The organism is Pseudomonadota bacterium, from assembly GCA_008501635.1.
Classification (GTDB): domain Bacteria; phylum Pseudomonadota; class Gammaproteobacteria; order QQUJ01; family QQUJ01; genus QQUJ01.
On record QQUJ01000010.1, the window covers coordinates 248,724 to 269,681 of the forward strand.

Consider the following 20,958-nt stretch of genomic DNA (forward strand, 5'->3'; position numbering starts at 1 on the left):
CGGGGCTTGGCTCGGCGCGGCGATCAATGCATCAGCGGCGCGGAGAGCAGAGCCGGAATCTGATCCGCGGGCACCGGGCGGCTGAAGAGAAAGCCCTGTGCGCGGTGACAGCCGATCGAGCGCAGGAACTGCAGCTGCTGCTCGGTTTCGATGCCCTCGGCCACCACCATCAAGCGCAGCGAATGCGCCAGCGCCACCACCGCCTGGGTGACTTCCGCATCCTGCTCGCTGTCCGGGACGTTGCGCACGAAGGAGCGATCCACCTTGAGCGCGTCGATCGGCAGTTGGGTGAGGTAGCTGAGCGAGGAGTAACCGGTGCCGAAATCGTCCACGGTCAAACGGATGTCCATCGCCTTGAAGCTGCGCAGCAGCTTGGCCACCTCCTTGATACGCTGCATGACCGCGCTCTCGGTGATCTCGAGCTCCAGATAGCGGGCCTCCATGCCGGACTCCCGCAGTATCGTCTCCACCACCGCAATCAGGTTCTCCTGATGCAGTTGAAGGGCCGAGAGGTTGATGGCCATCTCCAGCGGCGGCAGGCCGGCCTCGCGCCAGGCGACGTGCTGTTCGGCGGCGGCGTGCAGTACCCACTCGCCGACCGGGACGATGAGCCCGGTCTCCTCGAGCAGGGGAATGAAGTCAGCGGGTGCGACCAGCCCGAGATCGGGATGTTGCCAGCGGATCAGCGCCTCAACCGCCTCGACAGCGCCGGTGTGGATATCCACCTGCGGCTGGAAATGCAGCACGAACTCATCGCGTTCCAGCGCCTTGCGCAGTGAGGTCTCCAGCGAGAGCTGTTCAAAGCTGCGCGAGCTGGTGTCCGCGCTGTAGAACTGAAAGCGATTCTTGCCGCGCTCCTTGGCTTGATACATCGCCTCTTCGGCGCGGCCCAACAGCTGGCTGGCATCCTTGCCGTCGGCGGGGTACTGGCTGATGCCCACGCTGGCAGTGACGAAGAGTTCCTTGCTGTCGATCGAGAACGGTTCCTTGAAGGTGTTGAGGATGCGCGTGGCAAAGGGGGCGACATCGTCGTTGGCCTCGTAGTTCTGCATCAGGATGGCGAACTCGTCGCCGCCAAGGCGCGCGAGGATATCGCCGCCGCGCACGCAGTCGTTGATGCGCCTGGCGATATCGCGGATCAACTGGTCGCCGGCAGCGTGGCCGAGCGTCTCGTTGATCACCTTGAAACGATCGACGTCGAGAAACAGCGTGGCGAGTATGCTATCACCGCCCTTGCGGTGATGGAGGGTCTGCTCCAGACGATCGACGAAATGGGCCCGGTTGGGCAGACCGGTGAGTGCATCGTAACTGGAGAGCAGATGAATCTGCTCGGCGGCCTGCCGCTCCTTGGTGACGTTGCGCCCGGTGGTGATGAAGTGCGTCACCTCGCCGTCGGCGTCCATCAGCGGCGTGATGGTCTTGTCTTCATAGAAAAGCTCGCCATCCTTGCGCCGGTTCATGAAGACGGCGCGGAAGGTATCGCCGCCAAGAATGGTCTGCCACAGATCGCTGTAGAACGCCTCATCGTGCAGGCCGGACTGGAGCAACACCGGCGTGCGCCCGAGAACTTCAGCGCTGCTGTAGCCCGAGCTCTCCTCGAAGGCGGGGTTGACGTACTCGATGATCCCGTTGCGGTTGGTAATGGCGACGATCTCGGCGGCGGCCTCGATGGCGCTGGAGAGCTGGCGCATCTGGTGTTCACGCTGGCGCCGTTCGGTGATATCGACGCCGATGCTGAGTACCGAATTCGTTTCGTCAGGGCGGGCGAGTGCGGTGCAGTGCCATTCGATGCGGCGCTGCTCGCCGCCACGGGTGAGGCAGGTCACCTCGCACTCCGCGGTGCCGCCGGTTGCCACGATCCGGTCGATGGTTTCACGGCTGGCTTGCCGTTCCTCATCGTCCACGAAGAGGTCGATGAGATTTTTTCCCAGCACCTCCTCGGAGCGATAGCCGCTCAACGTCTCGGAGGTTCTGTTGAAGAGCTGGATGCCCTCCTCGGGATGCCAGAGCACGATCAGTGTCGGTGCGATCTGGACCAGGCTGTGCAGCATCTGCTCGCGATCGGCCAGCTGGTGCAGCGTGCGGGCGTGTTGGTCGCGCAGGCGCAGAGTGCGCATCCCGTAGCTGAGATCGGCACCCAGCTGTTTGAGCAGCGTCACTTCGGCGCTGTCGAACGCATTGCCGTCGCTGGAGTAGATCGCCAGTGCCGCCCAGGATGCGCCCTCTTCAATAAGCGGAATGCCGGTCACCGAACGGAAACCGCTGGCCAGCGCCTGTTCACGCCACGGTTCGAACCCTTGATCGAGTTCGATATCGCGGATCACCACCGTGCGCCTTTCACGCAGCGCCTTGCCCACCGGCCCGTTGCCGAATTTGGAGTCGGCGCCCCAGGTAACGCGGAGACTTTCGAGGTATTTGGCGGCAGTGCCCGCACCGGCCGCGACGCGCACGGTGGTCGCTTCATCCTGCTGCGGAATGCCCACCCACGCCAGCTCGTAGCCGGCGATCTCGGTGATGACGCGACACACCTCCTGGAGCAGCTGCTGTTCCGATTCGGCACGCATCACCGCGTGGTTGGCGGCGCTCAGCGCACGATGGGCGCGGTTGAGGTGGGTGAGTTCCGCGGTGCGCTCGGCGACGCGCGTGGTGAGCTCGGTACGCGCCGCCTCCAGTGCCTCGGTCTGCTGGCGCAGGTGGTGAACGATGCTGGCGCGCGACAGGGCATAGCGCAGCGTGCGGACCAGGATGTCGCGATCGGTCTCGCCTTTGATCAGGTAGTCCTGGGCGCCGAGCTCGATATAGCGTCGGGCCTGCTCATCGTCCTGCTGACCGGTGAGTACGACGACGGGGAGGTCGGGTGCAGCGTTGCGGGTGCGCACCAGGCATTCGATACCTTCACAGTCGTCCAGGTGGAGGTCGAGCAGGATCAGGGTAAAGGCGTGCGGGGCTTGGAGCAGGCGCTCCGCTTCAGAGATCCGGGCGGTTGCTGTAATCTCGGCGTCGATCTCGGGCACATCCTTCAACGCCTCGACGATCAGGCGCGCGTCGCCGGGATTGTCCTCCACCAGCAGGATGTTCAGTCGGCCCGCGAGGCGACCGTCGATATCGGCGCTCCACGCCGCTTCGGCCCGCATGCCTGGTGGCTCGTTGGACTGCTTCATCTACTGCGTGCCCTTGTCCTCTGGTCGGGTCAACGCGGGCACCACTAGCCTGATGGTCTGCTGCACGGGCGAATACGCGTTTCGGTCAATGGCGGCGTTGGCGGCCGCGTTTGTTGTTGTTATCCACCCGATGGCCGCGTGGCCAGCCGGCGTGGTTTAGATGAATTCCCCAAAATCATTGTGCGTATGGATCAGTTGTTTAGCAGTTGCTTAATGGACGGTCAAGTCACGCTGCCGGTGCATCCCGTAAGGGCGGAGTGATTCACGCGTGTATCGGAGTGTGCGGTTGTCCACACACGTCAGGTTCTATAACGGCAGATTTTCACCCCGGCTTGAGCGACTTCATCCGCGGCTGTCTAAGCTTGAGGTGATACGCTGCAAGCACCACGCGGCCAGGCAGGGTTGGATCGACGCTTGGTACGGCCATTGCTTACCGAATCTTTTCTTATCACCCCTCCATCGTCGGCTGAAGGTACAACCATGGCAGAAGATCTGCGCGAGAGTTCGCTCCACTACCACCGCTACCCCAAACCCGGGAAGCTGGCCATCCAGGCCACCAAACCGCTGGCCAATCAGCGCGATCTGGCCATGGCCTATTCGCCCGGTGTCGCCTTCGCCTGCGAGGAGATCGTCAACGATCCCACCAGCGCGGCGGAGTTCACTTCGCGCGGCAATCTGGTCGGCGTGATCACCAATGGCAGCGCGGTGCTCGGGCTGGGCCCGATCGGCGCGCTCGCCTCCAAGCCGGTGATGGAGGGCAAGGCGGTGCTCTTCAAACAGTTCGCCGGCATCGACGTCTTCGATATCGAGATCCATCAGGACGATCCCGAGCAGTTGATCGAGACCATCGCCGGATTGGAACCGACCTTCGGGGCCATCAATCTCGAAGATATCAAGGCGCCCGAGTGTTTCATCGTCGAGAAGGCGCTGCGCGCACGGATGAAGATCCCGGTCTTTCACGACGATCAGCATGGCACCGCGATCTGTACAGCGGCCGGTGTTCTCAATGGACTGCGAGTGGTGGAAAAAGAGATCGGGCAGGTGCGCCTGGTGGCCTCCGGCGCCGGCGCCGCTGCGCTCGCCTGTCTCGATCTGCTGGTGGCGCTGGGGATGAAACCGGAAAACATCACGGTCACCGATATTGCGGGTGTGGTCTACCAGGGACGCAGCGAACAGATGGACCCCTACAAGGCGCGCTACGCCATTGTTACCGAGGCGCGCACGCTGGACGACGTTATCGACGGGGCGGATATCTTTCTCGGCCTCTCGGCGCCACGGGTGTTGCAGGGCGAGCAGGTGGCGCGCATGGCGCCGCGTCCGCTGATCTTCGCACTCGCCAATCCAACACCCGAGATCATGCCCGAGGAGGTGCTGGCGGTGCGCGACGATGCGATCATCGCCACCGGGCGCTCCGATTACCCGAACCAGATCAACAACGTGCTCTGTTTCCCGTTCATCTTTCGCGGAGCGCTGGATGTGGGGGCGACCACCATCAACGAGGCGATGAAGATCGCCTGCGTCAAGGCGATAGCCGATCTCGCCTTGGCCGAGGTCTCCGATGTGGTGGCAGACGCGTATCAGGGGCAGTCGCTCGTTTTCGGTCCCGACTACATCATCCCCAAGCCCTTCGACCCACGCCTGATCACTGCCATTTCTCCTGCGGTGGCGGCGGCTGCGATGGAGAGCGGGGTTGCCACCCGTCCCATCGAAGATATGCGTGCCTACCGCGAGCAACTGAGTCGCTACGTGGTGCGCTCGGGCACGGTGATGAAGGGCGTGTTCAACGTCATCCGCGAGGCCCCGCGCCGCCTGCTCTTTTCCGGTGGTGAGGATGAGCGCGTATTGCGTACCGTTCAGACCCTGCTCCAGGAGAACGCGTTGCCGCCGCTGGTGGTCGGTCGTCGTTCCGTGGTGGAGCAGAATATCCGGCGCCTGGGTCTGCGCGTGCGGCCCGATAGCGACTTCGAACTGCTCGATCCGGGGGAGTACGGTGGGTATGGCGAACTGGCCGCGGAGTATCATGACCTGATGGGTCGCCGTGGCGTGCTGCCCGCCGATGCCGAAGGTATCCTGCGCAGCAGTCCGACGGCGTTGGCCGCGCTGCTGCTGCGGCGCGGCGAGGCGGATGCGATGATCGCCGGCCCCAGCGGCGGCTTCCACGAGCACTACAAGCAGATCGTCGACATCATCGGTCTGCGCGAGGGAGTGCGGGTGCCGGCGGCGATGCAACTGCTGATCCTCGACAAAGGCACCTATTTCATTGCCGACGCCTACATCAACTACAAACCCAGCGTCGATGAACTGGTGGAGATCACGCTGCTGGCGGCGGCCGAAGTCCGACGCTTCGGCATGGTACCCAAGGTGGCGCTGGTGTCGCACTCCAACTTCGGGAGTGTCGACAGCCCTTCGGCGCTGCGCCTCCGTCAAGCGCGGGCCATCATCGAGCAGCGTGCGCCGGAACTCGAGATCGAAGGGGAGATGCAGACCGACGCGGCGCTTTCGGAAAAGGTGCGGCAACGGGTGTTCCCCAAGTCCAAGCTCACCGGTTCGGCCAACCTGCTGGTGATGCCCAGCCTGGATGCCGCGAGCATCACCTTCAACGCCATCAAGGCGATCGGCAACGGTGTCTCGGTCGGGCCGATCCTGCTCGGCACCGCCAAACCGGTGCACATCCTCAACCGCACGGTGACGACCCGCGGCGCGGTCAACCTGGGTGCCCTGGCGGCGGCGGATGCGGCGGTCTCGTAATCGGTCTCGCGGTGCATGTGCGGGTTTCCGCACATGCACCGCTGTGATAGCGTGAACGCTTGGTTTACTCGCAAGCGACTTGCCTGAAGAACGGCATGCGCCGGGCATTGGGAGACCCTGCCATGGACCCCATCCTGCAAATCCCACCACACGAGCGCGTGATGCGGATCGGTGCCCGATGGCGGCGGGGCGATTGATGCCGGGTTCGTTGCAAATACGCTGGATCGTGGCCGGCCTGATCGTGGCGATCTTTCCCCTGGTCCTGTGGTGGGTGGGGACGAAGGCGACCGACGACGGGTTGGGTCAACTGCAGGAACGCGGTGCGGACAAACTCGACCTCTATCGATTCAGCCTGCAGGGAGAACTGGAGAAGTTCGAATTTCTGCCGCACATCCTGGCGCAGAACAAAGAGGTCGTCCAACTGCTGCAGCGTGGCGAGTCGGTCGTGGGCGGCGAGCCGATCAACCGCTATCTGGAACGCTTCAACGAGATCAGCGGTGCCTCCGATACCTACGTGATGGATCGCTCCGGCCTGACGCTTGCCGCCAGCAACTGGAACACCGCACTGCCCTTCGTCGGTAAACGTTTCGCCTTCCGCCCCTATTTTCAGGAGGCGATGAAGGGCCATGCGGGGCGCTATTACGCGCTGGGCACCACCTCGCAACGGCGCGGTTTTTACTTCTCCTTTCCGGTGCAGCAGGACCAGGCCATCCTCGGGGTAGTCGTGCTCAAGGTGAGCGCCGAGCGCCTGGAGAGACTTCTCTCCCACGATACCGATACCGTCATCGTCACCGATGCCAAGGGGGTGATCTTCCTCTCCACCAAGCCCGATTGGGTGTTTCGCACGGTGAAACCCCTGGACCCCGCCGAACGTGAACAGCTCCGGGCCAGTCGCCAGTATTCCGATGCCGAACTGCTGCCCCTGCCGGTGAGCGGGGAGGATTATCAACCGGGCGGATGGCGCCTGCTGACCTTGCGCGAGCCGGGTGGGGCGGGCCGCATCAGGGCGCAGAGCACCCGTTATCTGGTCCAGACCTCGCAGGTGCCTTACGCCAACTGGATCATCCACCTGCTCACCGATACCGACCCGGTGGAGCGGGATGCCCTGATTCAGATGATCCTCGCCGCGGTACTGATGGCGGCGTTGGTGCTGGCTAGTGGTTTCCTTTATCAGCGGCGCGTCAATCTGATGGTGCGTATGGAGTTTCAGCGCCGTGCGCGCGAGGCGCTGGAGCAGAGCGAGGCCAATACCCGCTCGATCATCTCCAGCACCCAGGCGGGACTGGTGACCATCGATACGGACGGTAGGATCGACTCCTTCAATCCCACTGCCGAGCTGTTGTTCAATGTGCGCTCGGCCAACGTGGTCGGCCAACCGTTCACGGATCTGATCTCGTTGCCCGATGGGCAGTCGGTGGAACGCTGGATGGCCGATGCGCGGCAGCGCGTCTACACCCAGCCCGAGGTGCTGGAGACCGTGGCCTGCCGCACCGATGGCACCACCTTTGCGGTGGAGATGGCCGTAAGCCGGATGAGCTTTTCACGCGGAGAACGATTTCTGGTCACATTGCACGACCTTACCGAACGCAAGCGCGCCGAAGAGGCGCTGCGCCGTGCCCACGATCAGATGGAAGAGCGGGTCAAGGTGCGCACCGCCGATCTGGTGGAGGCCAACCGTCGTCTGCAGGAGGAGATCCAGGAGCGTAAACGTGCCGAAGAGGTGCTGCGCCAGGCGCAGGACGAACTGGTTCAGGCGGCCAAGCTGGCGGCCATCGGTCAGATGTCGGCGGGCATCACCCACGAACTCAATCAGCCGTTGGCGGCGATCCGTTCCTATGCCGACAACGCACGCGTGCTGCTCGCGCGGCAGCGGCGCGCGGATGCGGTATCCAATCTCGGCGCCATCGTCGAACTGACCGACCGCATGGCCGAGATCACCGGGCATCTCAAGGCATTTGCCCGTCGCACCAGCGGCGAGCCGGTGCCGGTATCGCTGGGCGATGTGGTGGACTATGCGCTGGGTCTGATCGCCTCGCACACCAGGATGGATCGGTTTCAGACGCATCGCGAGGCGCCGGAGGGCGATGTCCGGGTGCTGGGTGATCCGATCCGGCTCGAGCAGGTGATTCTGAATCTGCTGCAGAACGCGCTCGATGCCATGGCCCATAGCGAGCGGCGCGAACTCTTCATCGGCTATGCGCGGAACAGTGGCAAAGGGATACTGACCATTCGTGATACCGGAAGCGGGATTGCCGAGGATCAGTTGGCGCACATTTTCGATCCCTTCTTCACCACCAAAGAGGTGGGTGAGGGGCTGGGTCTGGGCCTCTCCATCTCCTACGGCATCGTTCGCGACTACGGCGGGGCGCTGCGCGCCGCCAATCACCCGGAGGGTGGCAGTATCTTTACTGTGGAGTTGCCGTTGGCGGAGGAGGAGGCGCCCGGCGTGGCGGCGGGGGCCGTGGCGGAAGGGCGTTGAACTTTTATCTCGCGCAAAGACGCAAAGGCGCCAAGAATCGCAAAGCATGAAAAAAATTTACGCTGAATTGGGGGCAAGGCGGAACACACCGTATGCTCGTGCGGCCATGGGCCGACGAGGGTGCTCGATCTGCCCAATAATATCTTTGCGCCCCTTTGCGTCTTCGCGCGAATGAAATTCAGTAAAAGGATCAATATGAGTGAAGGCACGGTCATTCTGGTCGACGACGAACCGCACGTACTGAGTGCCGGCCGGCAGACGTTGGAGCTGGCTGGGCTCGAGGTGATCGCTTGCCCTAGCGCTGATGCGGCGTTGTCGCATGTCGCCAGCGACTGGCCGGGCGTGGTGGTGACCGATGTGAAGATGCCGCGCATCGATGGCTTCGAACTGCTCAAGCGTCTGCGCGCGCTCGACACCGACCTGCCGGTGGTGCTGGTGACGGGGCATGGCGAGATCTCCATGGCGGTGCAGGCGATCCGTGACGGCGCCTACGATTTCATCGAAAAGCCCTATCGGGCGGAGCTGCTGATCGATGTGGTGCGCCGCGCCCTGGAGAAACGCCGGCTGGTGATCGAGAACCGGGTGTTGCGCTCGGAACTCAAGGAAAAGGGCAGCGATGGGCCGGTCATCATCGGCAAGTCACCGGCCATCACTCGCCTGCGCCAGATCATTGCCAATGTCGCGGAGACCGACGCCGACGTGTTGATTCTCGGCGAGACCGGAACCGGCAAAGAGTTGGTCGCGCGCAGCCTTCATGCACAGAGCCCGCGCCGAAACAGAAACTTCGTGGCCCTCAACTGCGGCGCTATCCCCGAGGCGCTGATCGAGAGCGAACTCTTCGGGCACGAGCCGGGTGCGTTCACCAACGCCGTGAAACGGCGTGTCGGCCGCTTCGAGCATGCCAGCGGCGGCACCGTGTTTCTCGATGAGATCGAGAGCATGCCGATACCGTTGCAGGTAAAGCTGCTGCGTGTACTGCAGGAGCGCGTCATCGAGCGGCTGGGCTCCAATGACAGTATTGCCGTGGACGTGCGCATCGTGGCGGCCACCAAGGTCAATCTGCGCGATCTGGTGGCGCAGGGCACCTTTCGTGAGGATCTGCTCTACCGCTTGGATGTGGTGCGTGTCGAGATTCCTCCGCTGCGCAACCGCATCGAAGACGCACCGCTGCTTTTCGAACACTTTCTCACCGCCGCCTGCGCGCGCTACGGACGCCGCGCCGCGCCGCTCACTTCGGAGACCATCCACGATCTCATTGCCCAATCCTGGCCGGGCAATGTACGCGAACTGCAGAACGCGGCCGAACGCTTTGCGCTGGGCTGCTACGAACCGGCCGTGGCGGGGCCTGGCGGCGCTGCAGCCAATGACCCACCCCTGACGCTTCCCGAACAGGTGGAGCTCTTCGAAAAGAGCCTCATCGTCCAGGAACTGGCCCACCAGCAGGGCAACGTCAAGGCGACTTACGAGGCGCTCGGTCTGCCGCGCAAGACGCTCTACGACAAGATGAAGAAATACGACATCAGCCGCAGCGACTATACCTAAAAGGCGCGGCCTCGAGCTGTGTGGTGTTTCGCCGGAGTGACTTTCCAGATGTGCGGATCTTCGCACCTTGGTGCATCGCAACAGAAAACCTTATAACAGAGATAAGTCCTTGTTATAACAGGTGCGATCTGCGAATCCTCACCTGCCAGCTAGGGTTGGCCCTTGAATTGCACCTGGCCAGTGGAACCGGCCGCAATAACCAGCGGCGGCGATGAACCGCCGATGCCGTGGCCGGATACCCATAAGATTCATACCTTTAGAAAGCCACTAGGAGACGAGAGTCATGCGTTTTCGTACATTTGCAACCGCTGCAGTTGCCGCCGCCGCCCTGACCATGGGATCCATGCAGGCGATGGCAGCACCCATAGTCATCAAGTTCGCCCACGTGGTGGCCGAAAACACCCCCAAGGGTCAGGCCGCCAACAAGTTCCGTGATCTCGTTGCCGAGCGTCTGGGCGACAAGGTCGTTGTCGAGGTCTATCCCAACTCCCAGCTTTTCGGCGACAACAAGGTGCTGGAGGCGATGCTGTTGGGTGACGTTCAGTTGGCCGCACCCTCGCTGTCCAAGTTCGACCGTTACACGAAGAAACTTCAGGTCTTCGATCTGCCGTTCCTGTTCAAGGACATGGCCGCCGTCGATGCCTTCATGAATTCCAAGGACGGCGCCAAAATGATGCGCTCCATGGAGAAGAAGGGCCTGGTCGGTCTCGGCTTCCTGCACAACGGCATGAAGCAGATCTCTTCCTCCAAACCGTTGAAAGTACCTGCCGACGCCGCCGGACTGAAGTTCCGTATCCAGACTTCCGATGTGCTGGCAGCCCAGTTCGAAGCGGTTAACGCGACGCCGCTGAAAAAGCCCTTCTCCGAAGTCTTCACCCTGCTCCAGACCAAGGCGATCGACGGTCAGGAGAACACCTGGTCCAACATCTACTCGAAGAAGTTCTTCGAGGTGCAGGACTACATCACCGAGTCCGATCACGGTTACCTGGGCTATCTGGTGGTGACCTCGACGGAGTTCTGGAACGGTCTGCCCAAGGACATCCGCGCCGAGCTCGACAAGGCGATGGCCGAAGCGATTGCCTTCGGCAACAAGGTGGCGCTCGACAAGGACACCGACGACATGAAGCGCATCGCCGAATCCGGCCGCACCCAGATCATCAAGCTGAGTGCCGCCGAACGCACCCAGTGGGTCGAGGCGATGAAGCCGGTGTGGAAGAAGTTTGAAGGCGAGATCGGTTCCGATCTGATCAACGCCGCCGCCAAGGCGAAGTAATCACTCCCTGCGGAGTCGCGTAGATGTTTCTCAACATCGCCAACAAAGTGGAGGAGGGAGTGATCTCCCTCCTCCTCGTTTTGATGACCCTGCTGGTGTTCCTGGAGGTCGTGCTGCGGTTCGGCTTCAACACTGGGTTGTTGTGGGCTCAGGAGCTGACGCTGCATATGTCGGCGTGGTTCGTGTTGTTTGGGGCCTCCTACGGCATCAAGGTCGGTGCCCACATCGGTGTCGATGCCGCAGTGCGGTTGCTGCCCGACAAGGCGCACCGCGTGGTCAGCGTTCTGGCCATCGCGCTGTGCCTGGTCTACTGCGCGCTGTTCCTGGTCGGCTCGTGGGTGTACCTGGCGAAGATGTACAGCATCGGCATTGGGCTGGAGGATGTGAAATTTCCCGGTGCGCTGTTATGGCTGATGTCCGAAGAGACCGCCTGGGAGGCGCTGCGTGTCGATGCCGAAGACCCGGCGCTGCCGGTGTGGATCGCGCATGGTATGTTGATCGTGGGGTTCGTGTTTCTGGTGATACGACTGCTGATGTTGATGTGGGCGGTGATCGTCGGCAAGGCGGTCGGCTTCAGCTTCTCCGACGAGGCCAAGGAGAGCATGCATTTGGCTGAGAAGGATAAGGAAGAGGAGGCCAAGGCATGACCACCGCCGCGCTGTTCATCATTCTGTTCATCTGCATTTTCATGGGCGTGCCCGTGGCCATCTCTCTGGGCCTCTCCAGCGTGCTGACCATCCTGTTCTTCTCCAGCGATTCGCTGGCCTCGGTGGCACTGAAACTGTTCGAGGCGCTTTCCGAACATTACACGTTGCTGGCGATCCCGTTCTTCATTCTCTCGTCGGCCTTCCTCTCCACCGGCGGTGTGGCGCGCAGGATCATCCGTTTCGCCATCGATTGCGTGGGGCACATCCGCGGCGGTCTGGCCATGGCTTCGGTCATGGCCTGTATGCTGTTTGCGGCGGTGTCGGGCTCGTCACCGGCGACGGTGGCGGCGATCGGCTCCATCGTCATCGTCGGCATGGTGAAGTCGGGATACCCCGAGAAGTTCGCCGCGGGCGTCATCGCCAACGCCGGTACGTTAGGGATTCTGATACCCCCGTCCATTGTGATGCTGGTCTATGCGGCCGCGACAGAGGAGTCGGCGGCGCGTATGTTCATGGCCGGTTTCATCCCCGGCATCATGATGGGTCTGCTGCTGATGGTCGCCATCTACATCGTGGCGCGCGTCAAGGGGCTGCCGGCGCAGGATTGGCCGGGATTCAGGGAGCTCTTCGCCTCGGGATTCAGCGCCCTGGGTGGATTGATGCTGATCATTATCGTGCTCGGCTCGATCTATGGTGGTATCGCCAGCCCCACCGAGGCGGCGGCGGTATCCGCGGTTTACGCTTTTCTGGTCGCCTGTTTCGGTTATCGCGACATGGGACCACTGAAGCGGGTGCCCTGGCGCAAGGCGGGTGAGGGCGCTGGCTCGATGGTGGTGCGCAACATGGCGCAAATCGCCTGGGCAATGCCCAAATGCATCGGCGACCAAGAGGTGCGCCATGTGGTGATGGATGCCGCCAAGGTTTCCATCATGCTGCTCTTCATCATCGCCAACGCGATGCTGTTCGCCCATGTGCTGACCACCGAGCGCATCCCCCACGCGATCACCGAGGTAATCGTCCATTGGGGCCTGCCGGCATGGGGCTTCCTGATCGTGGTCAACCTGCTGTTGTTGGCGGCGGGCAACTTCATGGAGCCCTCGGCGATCATCCTGATCATGGCGCCGATTCTCTTTCCCATCGCGGTACAGCTGGGGATCGACCCGATCCATCTCGGCATTATCATGGTGGTGAACATGGAGATCGGTATGATCACGCCGCCGGTCGGGTTGAACCTCTTCGTCACGGCCGGCATCACCGGCAACAGCCTGGGGTGGGCGGTGAAGGCCGCCATGCCGTGGCTGGGTCTGTTGCTCTTTTTCCTGATTCTGATCACCTACATTCCGCAGATCTCGCTGTTCCTGCCGGAGTTCATCGATCAGCTGCGGGGTTACAAGTAAGGCATCGTTTTAGCAGGCAGCGCCCCCGAAATGAAAAGGCCCACCGACCGGTGGGCCTTTTCATCTGTCTGGGGAGAATATGCCGATGGGTTACTTCTTCGCCTCCGGAATAATCTGGGGCTCTTCGTCACCCGGTATCTCGTCGCACAGGCGCAGGTCGTTGGTGCGCGCAAACTCCATGATCTGCCGATACTGCTCGGGGTCTTTCTCCTTGAGCGAGTTGTCGACAACCATGCATTTGATGCCGTTCTTTACCGCTGGTTTGAGAAACGGCGAGTACTGAATGCGGCGGCCGCGAAAGGTTGAGAAGTTACCGCTCATGCGCTCGGCCCAGTCGCTGGGTCGAAACGTCTTGCCCTTCTGGGTAATGCCTTCGATGATGATTTTTCCCGGTTTGTCGGAGTCCGACATGAATCCTCCTGCGGCGTGACCGCCCTGACTGCGTGACGTATATCTCTAAAGTGAAGTGTATTTTTCCCCCATTGGGGATGCAATCGCTAGTTTGGATCACTGCCAGGTACATTAGGGGTGGAGAGACGCTGCGTGATGAGGAGGCGGATTCCAGCATGTTCAGTACGTATGTTGCAGAGCAGCATGCACAGAGGGATACGCTGCGATCTGCGCATGGAAGGCTGACAGTGAAGCCGGAGATGCCTATGATCGCCGCAGATTACCGTGAGGGGTTTGTGATGAGCGAGGAGATGCGATTAATCGGTTGGCGCGAGTGGGTGTCGCTCCCCGATCTCGGCATCAATCGTATCAAGGCGAAGGTGGATACCGGGGCGCGCACCTCGGCTCTGCACGCCTATTTCGTCGAGCCCTACGAAGAGGATGGGCGCATGCGCGTGCGTTTCGGAATCCACCCGCTGCAGAATTGCGACGATCTTACCGTGGAGACCAGCGCTGACGTGGTGGACTATCGCTGGGTGAGTGATTCCGGTGGTCATCGCGAGCAACGCTACGTGATCGTCACCCAGGCGCAGTTGGGGGAGCGGAGTTGGCCCATCGAATTGACGCTCACCAACCGTGATACCATGCGTTTCAGGATGTTACTGGGGCGCACCGCCCTGTGCGGTAACTTCCTGGTCAACTCGGGCAAGTCGTACCTCTTCGGCCGACCGCCGCGAAACCGTTGACCCGTCCCATGCAAAAAATCACCCGTGCACGGAGCCGTCTATGAAGATCGCCATTCTTTCGCGCAATCGTAAGCTCTACTCCACCTCACGCCTGGCTGCAGCGGCCAAGGAGCGTGGACATGAAATACTGGTTGTCGATCCGTTGCGATGCCACATGGATATCGCCACCATGCGCCCGAGCATCTACTTTCGTGGCGAGAAACTGGAAGACTTCGATGCCGTCATTCCGCGCATTGGCGCTTCGATCACCACTTATGGCTTGGCGGTGTTGCGCCAGTTCGAAATGCTGGGCTGTTATCCCCTCAATGAGTCGGTGGCCATCGGCCGCTCACGCGATAAATTGCGCGCGCTGCAGTTGCTGTCACGCAAGGGGGTGGGGATGCCGGTCACCGGTTTCGCCCATCAGGTGAGCGATACCGAGGACTTGATCCGTTTGGTCGGCGGCGCGCCGCTGGTGGTGAAACTGCTGGAGGGAACCCAGGGCCGCGGTGTGGTGCTGGCCGAGACCCACAAGGCGGCAGAGAGTCTGATCGATGCCTTCCGTGAGCTGCACGCCAATTTCCTGGTCCAGGAGTTCATCAAGGAGGCGGGGGGCGCGGACATCCGCTGTTTTGTCATCGGTGAAAAGGTGGTCGCCGCCATGCAGCGCCAGGCCAAGGCGGGTGAGTTCCGTTCCAATCTGCATCGCGGGGGCAGCGCCACGTTGATCCGGCTGACGCCGGAGGAGCGCTCTACCGCCGTGCGTGCCGCGCGCACCATGGGTTTGAATGTAGCCGGTGTCGATATCCTGCGCTCGAACCATGGTCCGGTGGTGCTGGAGGTCAACTCGTCGCCCGGCCTGGAGGGCATCGAAAAGGCGACCGGCAAGGACATCGCCGGCCTGGTCATCCAGTTCATCGAGAAGAACGCCAAACCCAATCGCACCCGTACCCGCGGCAAGGGCTGAAGCAATATGGCGAAGGCGGGTTCGGGCTTCACCATCGCCGGCCGTGAGATCAAGCGCGGCAGCCGCGAGACCATCGAACTACCGCTGCCGCATCTCTTCACCCACTCCCCGGTGGCGATGCCGGTGCATGTGGTGTGCGGGCGGCGCGACGGGCCGCGGCTGTTTGTCTGTGCCGCTGTGCATGGCGATGAGATCAACGGCGTGGAGATCATTCGCCGTCTGGTCAAGACGCCGATACTGCGCAGCCTGCGCGGCACGCTGGTGGCGATTCCCGTGGTCAACGTCCACGGCTTCATCTCCCACTCGCGTTACCTGCCCGACCGGCGCGATCTCAATCGCAGCTTTCCCGGCTCCGAGTCCGGGTCGCTCGCCGGCCGCCTGGCGCGGCTGTTTCTCTCCGAAATCGTCGAAAAGTGCACCCACGGCGTTGATCTGCACACCGGTGCGGGCCATCGCACCAACCTGTCGCAGATCCGCGCCAACCTGGACGATCCCGAGACCCTGAAACTGGCGCGTGCCTTTGGTGCCCCGGTACTGATCAACGCCAATCTGCGCGATGGTTCATTGCGCCAGGCGGCGGCCGAACTGGGTATCCCGACGCTGCTTTTTGAAACCGGCGAGGCGCTGCGCTTCGATGAGATCTCGATTCGCGCCGGAGAACGCGGCATTCTCAATGTCATGCGCATACTCGAGATGCTTCCCGCGGGAAAACGCCGGCGCGCAGCCCCTGAACCAGTGGTGGCCCGTGCGACCAGCTGGGTGCGGGCGCCCATCAGCGGCGTGCTGCGTATGTTGGTCCCGCCGGGGGGGCGGATTAGCAAGGACGGCCTGCTGGCGGTGGTGGCCGATCCTTTTGGCGAGCGTGAGGCAGAGGTGCGCGCGCCCTTTGAAGGCATCGTCATCGGGCGCACCAATCTGCCCTTGGCCAACGAAGGCGATGCGCTCTTCCATCTGGCGCGATTCCGACGTCTTGACGAGGTGGCGGGGAGCGTGGAGGAGTTCCACGAGACGCTGTGGCCCGAGACACCCGACGAGACCCACGCCGAAGGCCCGATCCTCTAAGCCACACTCACAGCACTCATAATCTTGAGTGCAATACTCAGAAAATCAGCTATACCCTATTCAGGTAACTGCGACTGGCGCGGGCGTGACTGAGCGACGGTACGCCGGGTTTTGCGCGACAGGAGAACGACCATGTGGAAACGAGTACTGCCGGGAATTGCCGTTCTGTTGGCAATGGTTCTGATGCCGAACGCAATGTCGGCCCAACATGAGGCAAGTCTCTACATCATTTCACCCAAGGATGGCGAGACGGTGAACAGCCCTGTGACGATCCGGTTCGGACTGCGGGGCATGGGCGTGGCGCCCGCCGGGGTCGAGAAGGCGGGAACCGGTCATCATCATTTGTTGATCGACGTAGGCGAGCTGCCCAGGGGCGTGCCGATACCGGCCGATGATCGCCACAAGCACTTCGGGGGCGGGCAGACGGAGACCACTATCGAGCTGGCCCCGGGCCGGCATACACTGCAGCTGCTGCTCGGCGACCATGTCCATATTCCTCATGATCCACCGGTGATGTCGAAGCGGATCGAGATCACGGTGAAGTAGGCTCCCGGATCGAGGGCGAAAAAAAGCCCCCGGAGTGGGGGCTTTTGCCTGGAATCAGCGAGCGCTTCAGCCGGCCTTTTCCTCGAGCTTCCGGGCGCGGATCATCTGGCCGTCCAGTCCGGCGTCCTTGCTGTTGCGCCCGAAGGCCACCGAGAAGAGCTGCGAGTAGTAGACCACCGGCATCTCGAACTTGGTGTTGTAGGTCTGGTTGATGTGACCCTGGTAGACCTCGACGTTCATCTGGCAGACCGGGCAGGGCGTGACGATCAGGTCGGCGCCGCCGTCGTAGGCGGCTTCGATGATGTCCTTGACCATGGCCTGACTCTTTTCAGGCTCGGAGAACATCAGCGCACCGCCGCAGCACTGCACCTTTTTGTCGTAATTTTTCACCGCATCGGCGCCGGTCGCTTCGATCATGCGATCAAGATAGAGCGGGTTCTCATAGCTCTCGCCGACGATCCCGAAGGGGCGGTTGGTCTGGCAGCCGACGTAGCCGGCGATCTTGAGCCCTTCCAACGGCTTCTTCACCTTGGCTTGGACGGCGTCGAGCCCGATGTCCTCGATCAGCACCTCGACCATGTGTCGTGCTTTGGGCTCGGCCTGGGTCGACAGACCACCCACCTGCAGCGCCTGGTTGGCCTCTTCCATCAGCTGCCGGTTTTCCAGCAACCGGTCTTTGGCCTCGCGCGTGGCAAGCCAGCAGGCCGCGCAGGTGGCGACGATGTCCTGACCCGGCAGATGCTTTTCCGCCAGCGCAATGTTGCGCGCCGACAGCGCGATGCGCGGCAGCTCGCCGCCCTTGGCGTAACCGATGGAGGCCGAGCAGCAGTTCCAGTCCGGTATCTCGTTGAGCTGAACCTCCAGCTCCTCGCACATCGTCTGCACCGACTGCTGATAGTTGGATGAGGAGGCCTTGCTCTGCGAGGAGCAGCCGGGGTAGAACGCGTATTCTTTCTTCGCCATGGTGGTCACCTGCTGGATTGAGTTCTTGCAACGCAAAGGCACAAAGACGCAAAGGGAGCAAAGTTTTTATTTGTCCAGTGAATCAACGAATTTCCTTCGTGCACTTGGCCTCTTTGTGTCTTGGCGATGAGAGCTTTTGGCACTTAATTCCCTTCAGCCGGTTTGGCCTTGGCCTCTTCAATCTCGCGGGCCTTGTTGATGATGGCCTGCAGGCCGCTGATGTCCTTGATGCGGTGACCGCCGACCATCTCGCCGACACTCATGCGCTTGGCCTTGAGCATGCCGAGGCCGATATCCTTGTGCTTGAGGGCGGTTTTGATACCCGCGCCGAAGCCGTTCATGAAATAGAGGGCGATACCCAGCTTGAGCTCGTTGACGCGCCCCTTTTTCATCAGGTTGTCCCAGAACTTGTCGGCGAATTTGCGGGTCGGCTGGCCCTGCGGCGCCAGCCCCTGACGCGCGGCGTAATGCGCCAGCCCGTGCATGATGTGGGTGATTGGCAGCTCGCGTGGGCAACGCACGATGCAGTTGTAACACGAGGTGCACATCCACATGGAGGGGCTGGAGAGCACCTCCTCGCGCTTGTTGGCGCGGATCATCATGAACAGTTCCTGGGGCGGGTGCTCCCAGTGCGGACCCAGCGGGCAGGAGCCCGAGCAGACCCCGCACTGCATGCACATCTTGACCCACTTGCCCTCCTCGACATTGGCTTCCACCTCGCGGAGGAAGTTGCCGCGGTAGTCGGGTTGAACGCCAGCATTCATGACCAATCTCCTGGGTATTCGTCCATATCGGGGTGGACGAGTACTAAAATTTGAAAGGACTGAGGCCGATCTTGTCGATCACGCCCATATAGTCGTTGATGATCTCGGGAATGCGCTGGATGTCGGTGATGCTCACTTCGTGGGTCATCACCCGCTCCTTCTCCAGATTCAGCGTCTGCAGCGTGTCGTCGATCTTGCCCATGCGATAGGAGGCAAGTTCCGAGCCCTTGACGAAGTGGCACTGGTAGTTGTCGCCCTTCTTGCAGCCCATCAGCAGCACACCGTCGTAGCCGGAGTTGAGCGCATCCGTCACCCAGATGGTGTTGACCGAACCCAGGCAGCGCACCGGGATGACCCGCACGTACTGGCTGTAGGACTGACGCGTGACACCGGCCATGTCCAGCGCCGGGTAGGCGTCGTTCTCGCAGGCCAGGATCAGTACCCGCGGCTTCTCCTCGAACTCGTCGGGGATCTCCACCGCTTTGAGTTGCTGACCGACGGTCTCGACCGAGTAGTTCTCGAAGGAGATGACGCGCACCGGGCAGGCGCCCATGCAGGTGCCACAGCGCCGGCAGCGCGCCTCATTGAAGACCGGGTAGCGCTTCTCGTCCTCGTCGATGGCGCCAAAGGGACACTCCACGGTGCAGCGTTTGCACTGGGTGCAGCCTTCCTTGCGGAAGCTGGGGAAGCTGAGGTCGCCCGAGCGTGGATGGGCGGCGCGGCCCAGGGCGGCGTTCTCCACCGCCTGGATGGCTTTCAGTGCGGCGCCGGTGCCGTCCTCACGGGCCTGCGCCAGGTCCATGGGCCGGCGTACCGGGCCGGCGGGGTAGATGCCGGTGCGGCGCGACTCGTAGGGAAAGCAGATGAAGTGCGAGTCGCTGAAACCGTGCTTGAGCTGGGGCAGATCGGGCCCCTGGCGATAGGTGAGGTTGAGAATGGAGTCGGCGGGCTTGATCTCCACCTCCGGCACCTCTGCCTCTTCGGCATTATCCGCGAGGGCTGCGGCCTGGATCTGGGCCTCGATGTCGACGCCGGAGTTGGGCACCTGGCCGGTAGCGAGCACCACCAGATCGGCGTCGATGCGGCCGGGTTCGTTGAGGATCAGATCCTGAAACTCCACCGCCAGGCCGTCGTCCTCGGGTTGTACGGCGCTCACCACGCCTTTGCTGAAGGTGATGCCGCGGTCCTGGCCGGCACGGTAGAAATCCTCACCGCCGGACCCTGGGGTGCGCAGGTCGGTGTAGAGGATGGTGGTATCGATCTCGGGATTGGCATCCTTGAAGTACATCGCCTGCTTGATGCTGGTCGAGCAGCAGTGGCCGGAACAGTAGGGCAGGTGGCCCTCCTTGTCGCTGCGTTGCCCGGCGCACTGGACGAAGACCACGCTCTTTACCGGCTTGCCGTCCGAGGGTCGGGCGATGGGCGCGCCGTCGGCCGCGCGCGCCAGATCCTCCAGCGCCAGCTGGTCGATCACGTTGGCGCTGGCGCCGAAACCCAGCTCCGGAAGCTGGTTGGCGTCGTACGGTTCGTAACCCGAAGCCATCACAATGGCGCCGAACAGCTCGGTCTGGCTGCCTCCGCTTTCGGTGGTGATCTGGGCCTCGAAACAGCCCGGTGCGCCGTTGGTCCGGGTCAGCGTGCTGTTAAGGAAGATGGCTATTTTGGCGTGCGCCGCGACAGCCGCGATCAGTTCGGCGATACCGGAATCGGCGGGGCCGTCGTAGGGCGCGCGCTGCGGGATGTCGCGCCACAGGCGGGCGGCCTTGCCGCCCAGGCTACCGGTCTTCTCGACGATCGCCACCTCGTAGCCGGCATTGGCCGCCTCGATGGCTGCGGTGAGGCCGGTGGCGCCGCCACCCACCACCAGGATGCGCTTGTTGCCGCCCACCTTGGTGTTGGCTTCCGGCACCTTGGTGAACTTGGCCTCGGCGCAGGCCATGCGGATATAGTCGTTCGCCATGTCCTGCGTCGTTTCCGCCGCCTCGGGATCGTCGGGGCGCACCCAGATGACGCCTTCGCGCAGATTGGCACGCACCATGGCGACACCGTCGAAATTGAAAGCTTCGGTTTTGACGCGGCGCGAGCAGGCGCCGAGCATCAAGTGAGTCACCTCGCCGGCATCGATATCGTCCTGGATCAGCTTTACACCCTCGGCAGAACAGAGGAACTCGTGCTGTTTGGCGAAAGCCGCCTTGCCCTCGCGCTCGGCGATGGTGGCCAGTTGTTTGGTGTCGAGGCGGTCGCCGATGCCGCAACCGCTGCAGATGTAGGCGCCGATCTTTTTCTCGGACATG

General features: G+C 62.3%; 15 protein-coding genes. 10 read left to right on the forward strand and 5 right to left on the reverse strand.

Translation table 11 applies throughout. The features are described from left to right. Positions 1 to 23: 23 nt before the first annotated feature. Positions 24 to 3,161, reverse strand: coding sequence for an EAL domain-containing protein (locus tag DWQ09_03575; GenBank protein ID KAA3629345.1), 3,138 nt, complete (start codon positions 3,159 to 3,161; stop codon positions 24 to 26). Positions 3,162 to 3,641: 480 nt separating this feature from the next. On the opposite strand from DWQ09_03575, the gene DWQ09_03580 reads away from it, so the two are divergent. From DWQ09_03580 to DWQ09_03605, 6 genes are all read left to right on the forward strand, one after another. Beyond that, positions 3,642 to 5,909 (forward strand): NADP-dependent malic enzyme, encoded by a 2,268-nt coding sequence (locus tag DWQ09_03580; GenBank protein ID KAA3629346.1) that lies wholly within the window; start codon positions 3,642 to 3,644, stop codon positions 5,907 to 5,909. Positions 5,910 to 6,087: 178 nt separating this feature from the next. Next, positions 6,088 to 8,388, forward strand: a complete 2,301-nt coding sequence (locus tag DWQ09_03585; protein KAA3629347.1) for a PAS domain S-box protein — start codon at positions 6,088 to 6,090, stop codon at positions 8,386 to 8,388. 195 nt (positions 8,389 to 8,583) lie between these two features. Continuing rightward, positions 8,584 to 9,930, forward strand: coding sequence for a sigma-54-dependent Fis family transcriptional regulator (locus tag DWQ09_03590; GenBank protein KAA3629835.1), 1,347 nt, complete (start codon positions 8,584 to 8,586; stop codon positions 9,928 to 9,930). Positions 9,931 to 10,213: 283 nt separating this feature from the next. Continuing rightward, positions 10,214 to 11,203: a C4-dicarboxylate ABC transporter gene (locus tag DWQ09_03595; protein ID KAA3629348.1), complete on the forward strand. Its 990-nt coding sequence runs from the start codon at positions 10,214 to 10,216 to the stop codon at positions 11,201 to 11,203. A gap of 23 nt (positions 11,204 to 11,226) precedes the next feature. Continuing rightward, a complete protein-coding gene (locus tag DWQ09_03600) occupies positions 11,227 to 11,850 on the forward strand; it encodes a TRAP transporter small permease (GenBank protein KAA3629349.1) in 624 nt (207 codons plus the stop codon). Further along, a complete protein-coding gene (locus DWQ09_03605) occupies positions 11,847 to 13,247 on the forward strand; it encodes a C4-dicarboxylate ABC transporter permease (protein KAA3629350.1) in 1,401 nt (466 codons plus the stop codon). The genes DWQ09_03600 and DWQ09_03605 overlap by 4 nt, the downstream gene beginning before the upstream one ends. A gap of 90 nt (positions 13,248 to 13,337) precedes the next feature. Here DWQ09_03605 and DWQ09_03610 read toward each other — a convergent pair whose 3' ends face one another. Then, a complete protein-coding gene (locus DWQ09_03610; GenBank protein KAA3629351.1) occupies positions 13,338 to 13,658 on the reverse strand; it encodes a DUF3579 domain-containing protein in 321 nt (106 codons plus the stop codon). A 239-nt stretch (positions 13,659 to 13,897) separates the two neighbouring features. Between DWQ09_03610 and DWQ09_03615 the strand changes: the two genes are divergently transcribed. The 4 genes from DWQ09_03615 to DWQ09_03630 all read left to right on the forward strand — a co-directional run bounded on the left by DWQ09_03615 (position 13,898) and on the right by DWQ09_03630 (position 16,937). Further along, complete coding sequence (locus DWQ09_03615; GenBank protein ID KAA3629836.1) at positions 13,898 to 14,383, forward strand: ATP-dependent zinc protease; 486 nt, start codon at positions 13,898 to 13,900, stop codon at positions 14,381 to 14,383. 40 nt (positions 14,384 to 14,423) lie between these two features. Then, positions 14,424 to 15,329: a 30S ribosomal protein S6--L-glutamate ligase gene (locus DWQ09_03620; protein ID KAA3629352.1), complete on the forward strand. Its 906-nt coding sequence runs from the start codon at positions 14,424 to 14,426 to the stop codon at positions 15,327 to 15,329. A 6-nt stretch (positions 15,330 to 15,335) separates the two neighbouring features. Then, the gene (locus tag DWQ09_03625) at positions 15,336 to 16,391 is read left to right on the forward strand and encodes a succinylglutamate desuccinylase (GenBank protein ID KAA3629353.1); all 1,056 of its coding nucleotides are present in this window, start codon (positions 15,336 to 15,338) and stop codon (positions 16,389 to 16,391) included. Positions 16,392 to 16,523: 132 nt separating this feature from the next. Beyond that, on the forward strand, positions 16,524 to 16,937 hold the full coding sequence (locus DWQ09_03630) for a DUF4399 domain-containing protein (protein KAA3629354.1): 414 nt from the start codon (positions 16,524 to 16,526) through the stop codon (positions 16,935 to 16,937). Between the two features lie 66 nt (positions 16,938 to 17,003). Here DWQ09_03630 and DWQ09_03635 read toward each other — a convergent pair whose 3' ends face one another. The 3 genes from DWQ09_03635 to DWQ09_03645 form a co-directional block, all read right to left on the reverse strand. Then, positions 17,004 to 17,900 (reverse strand): heterodisulfide reductase, encoded by an 897-nt coding sequence (locus tag DWQ09_03635; GenBank protein ID KAA3629355.1) that lies wholly within the window; start codon positions 17,898 to 17,900, stop codon positions 17,004 to 17,006. A gap of 143 nt (positions 17,901 to 18,043) precedes the next feature. Further along, positions 18,044 to 18,664, reverse strand: coding sequence for a 4Fe-4S dicluster domain-containing protein (locus tag DWQ09_03640; protein ID KAA3629356.1), 621 nt, complete (start codon positions 18,662 to 18,664; stop codon positions 18,044 to 18,046). Positions 18,665 to 18,707: 43 nt separating this feature from the next. Continuing rightward, entirely contained in the window at positions 18,708 to 20,957 is a 2,250-nt protein-coding gene (locus tag DWQ09_03645) for an FAD-dependent oxidoreductase (protein ID KAA3629357.1), read from the reverse strand. Between the last annotated feature and the right edge of the window lies 1 nt (position 20,958).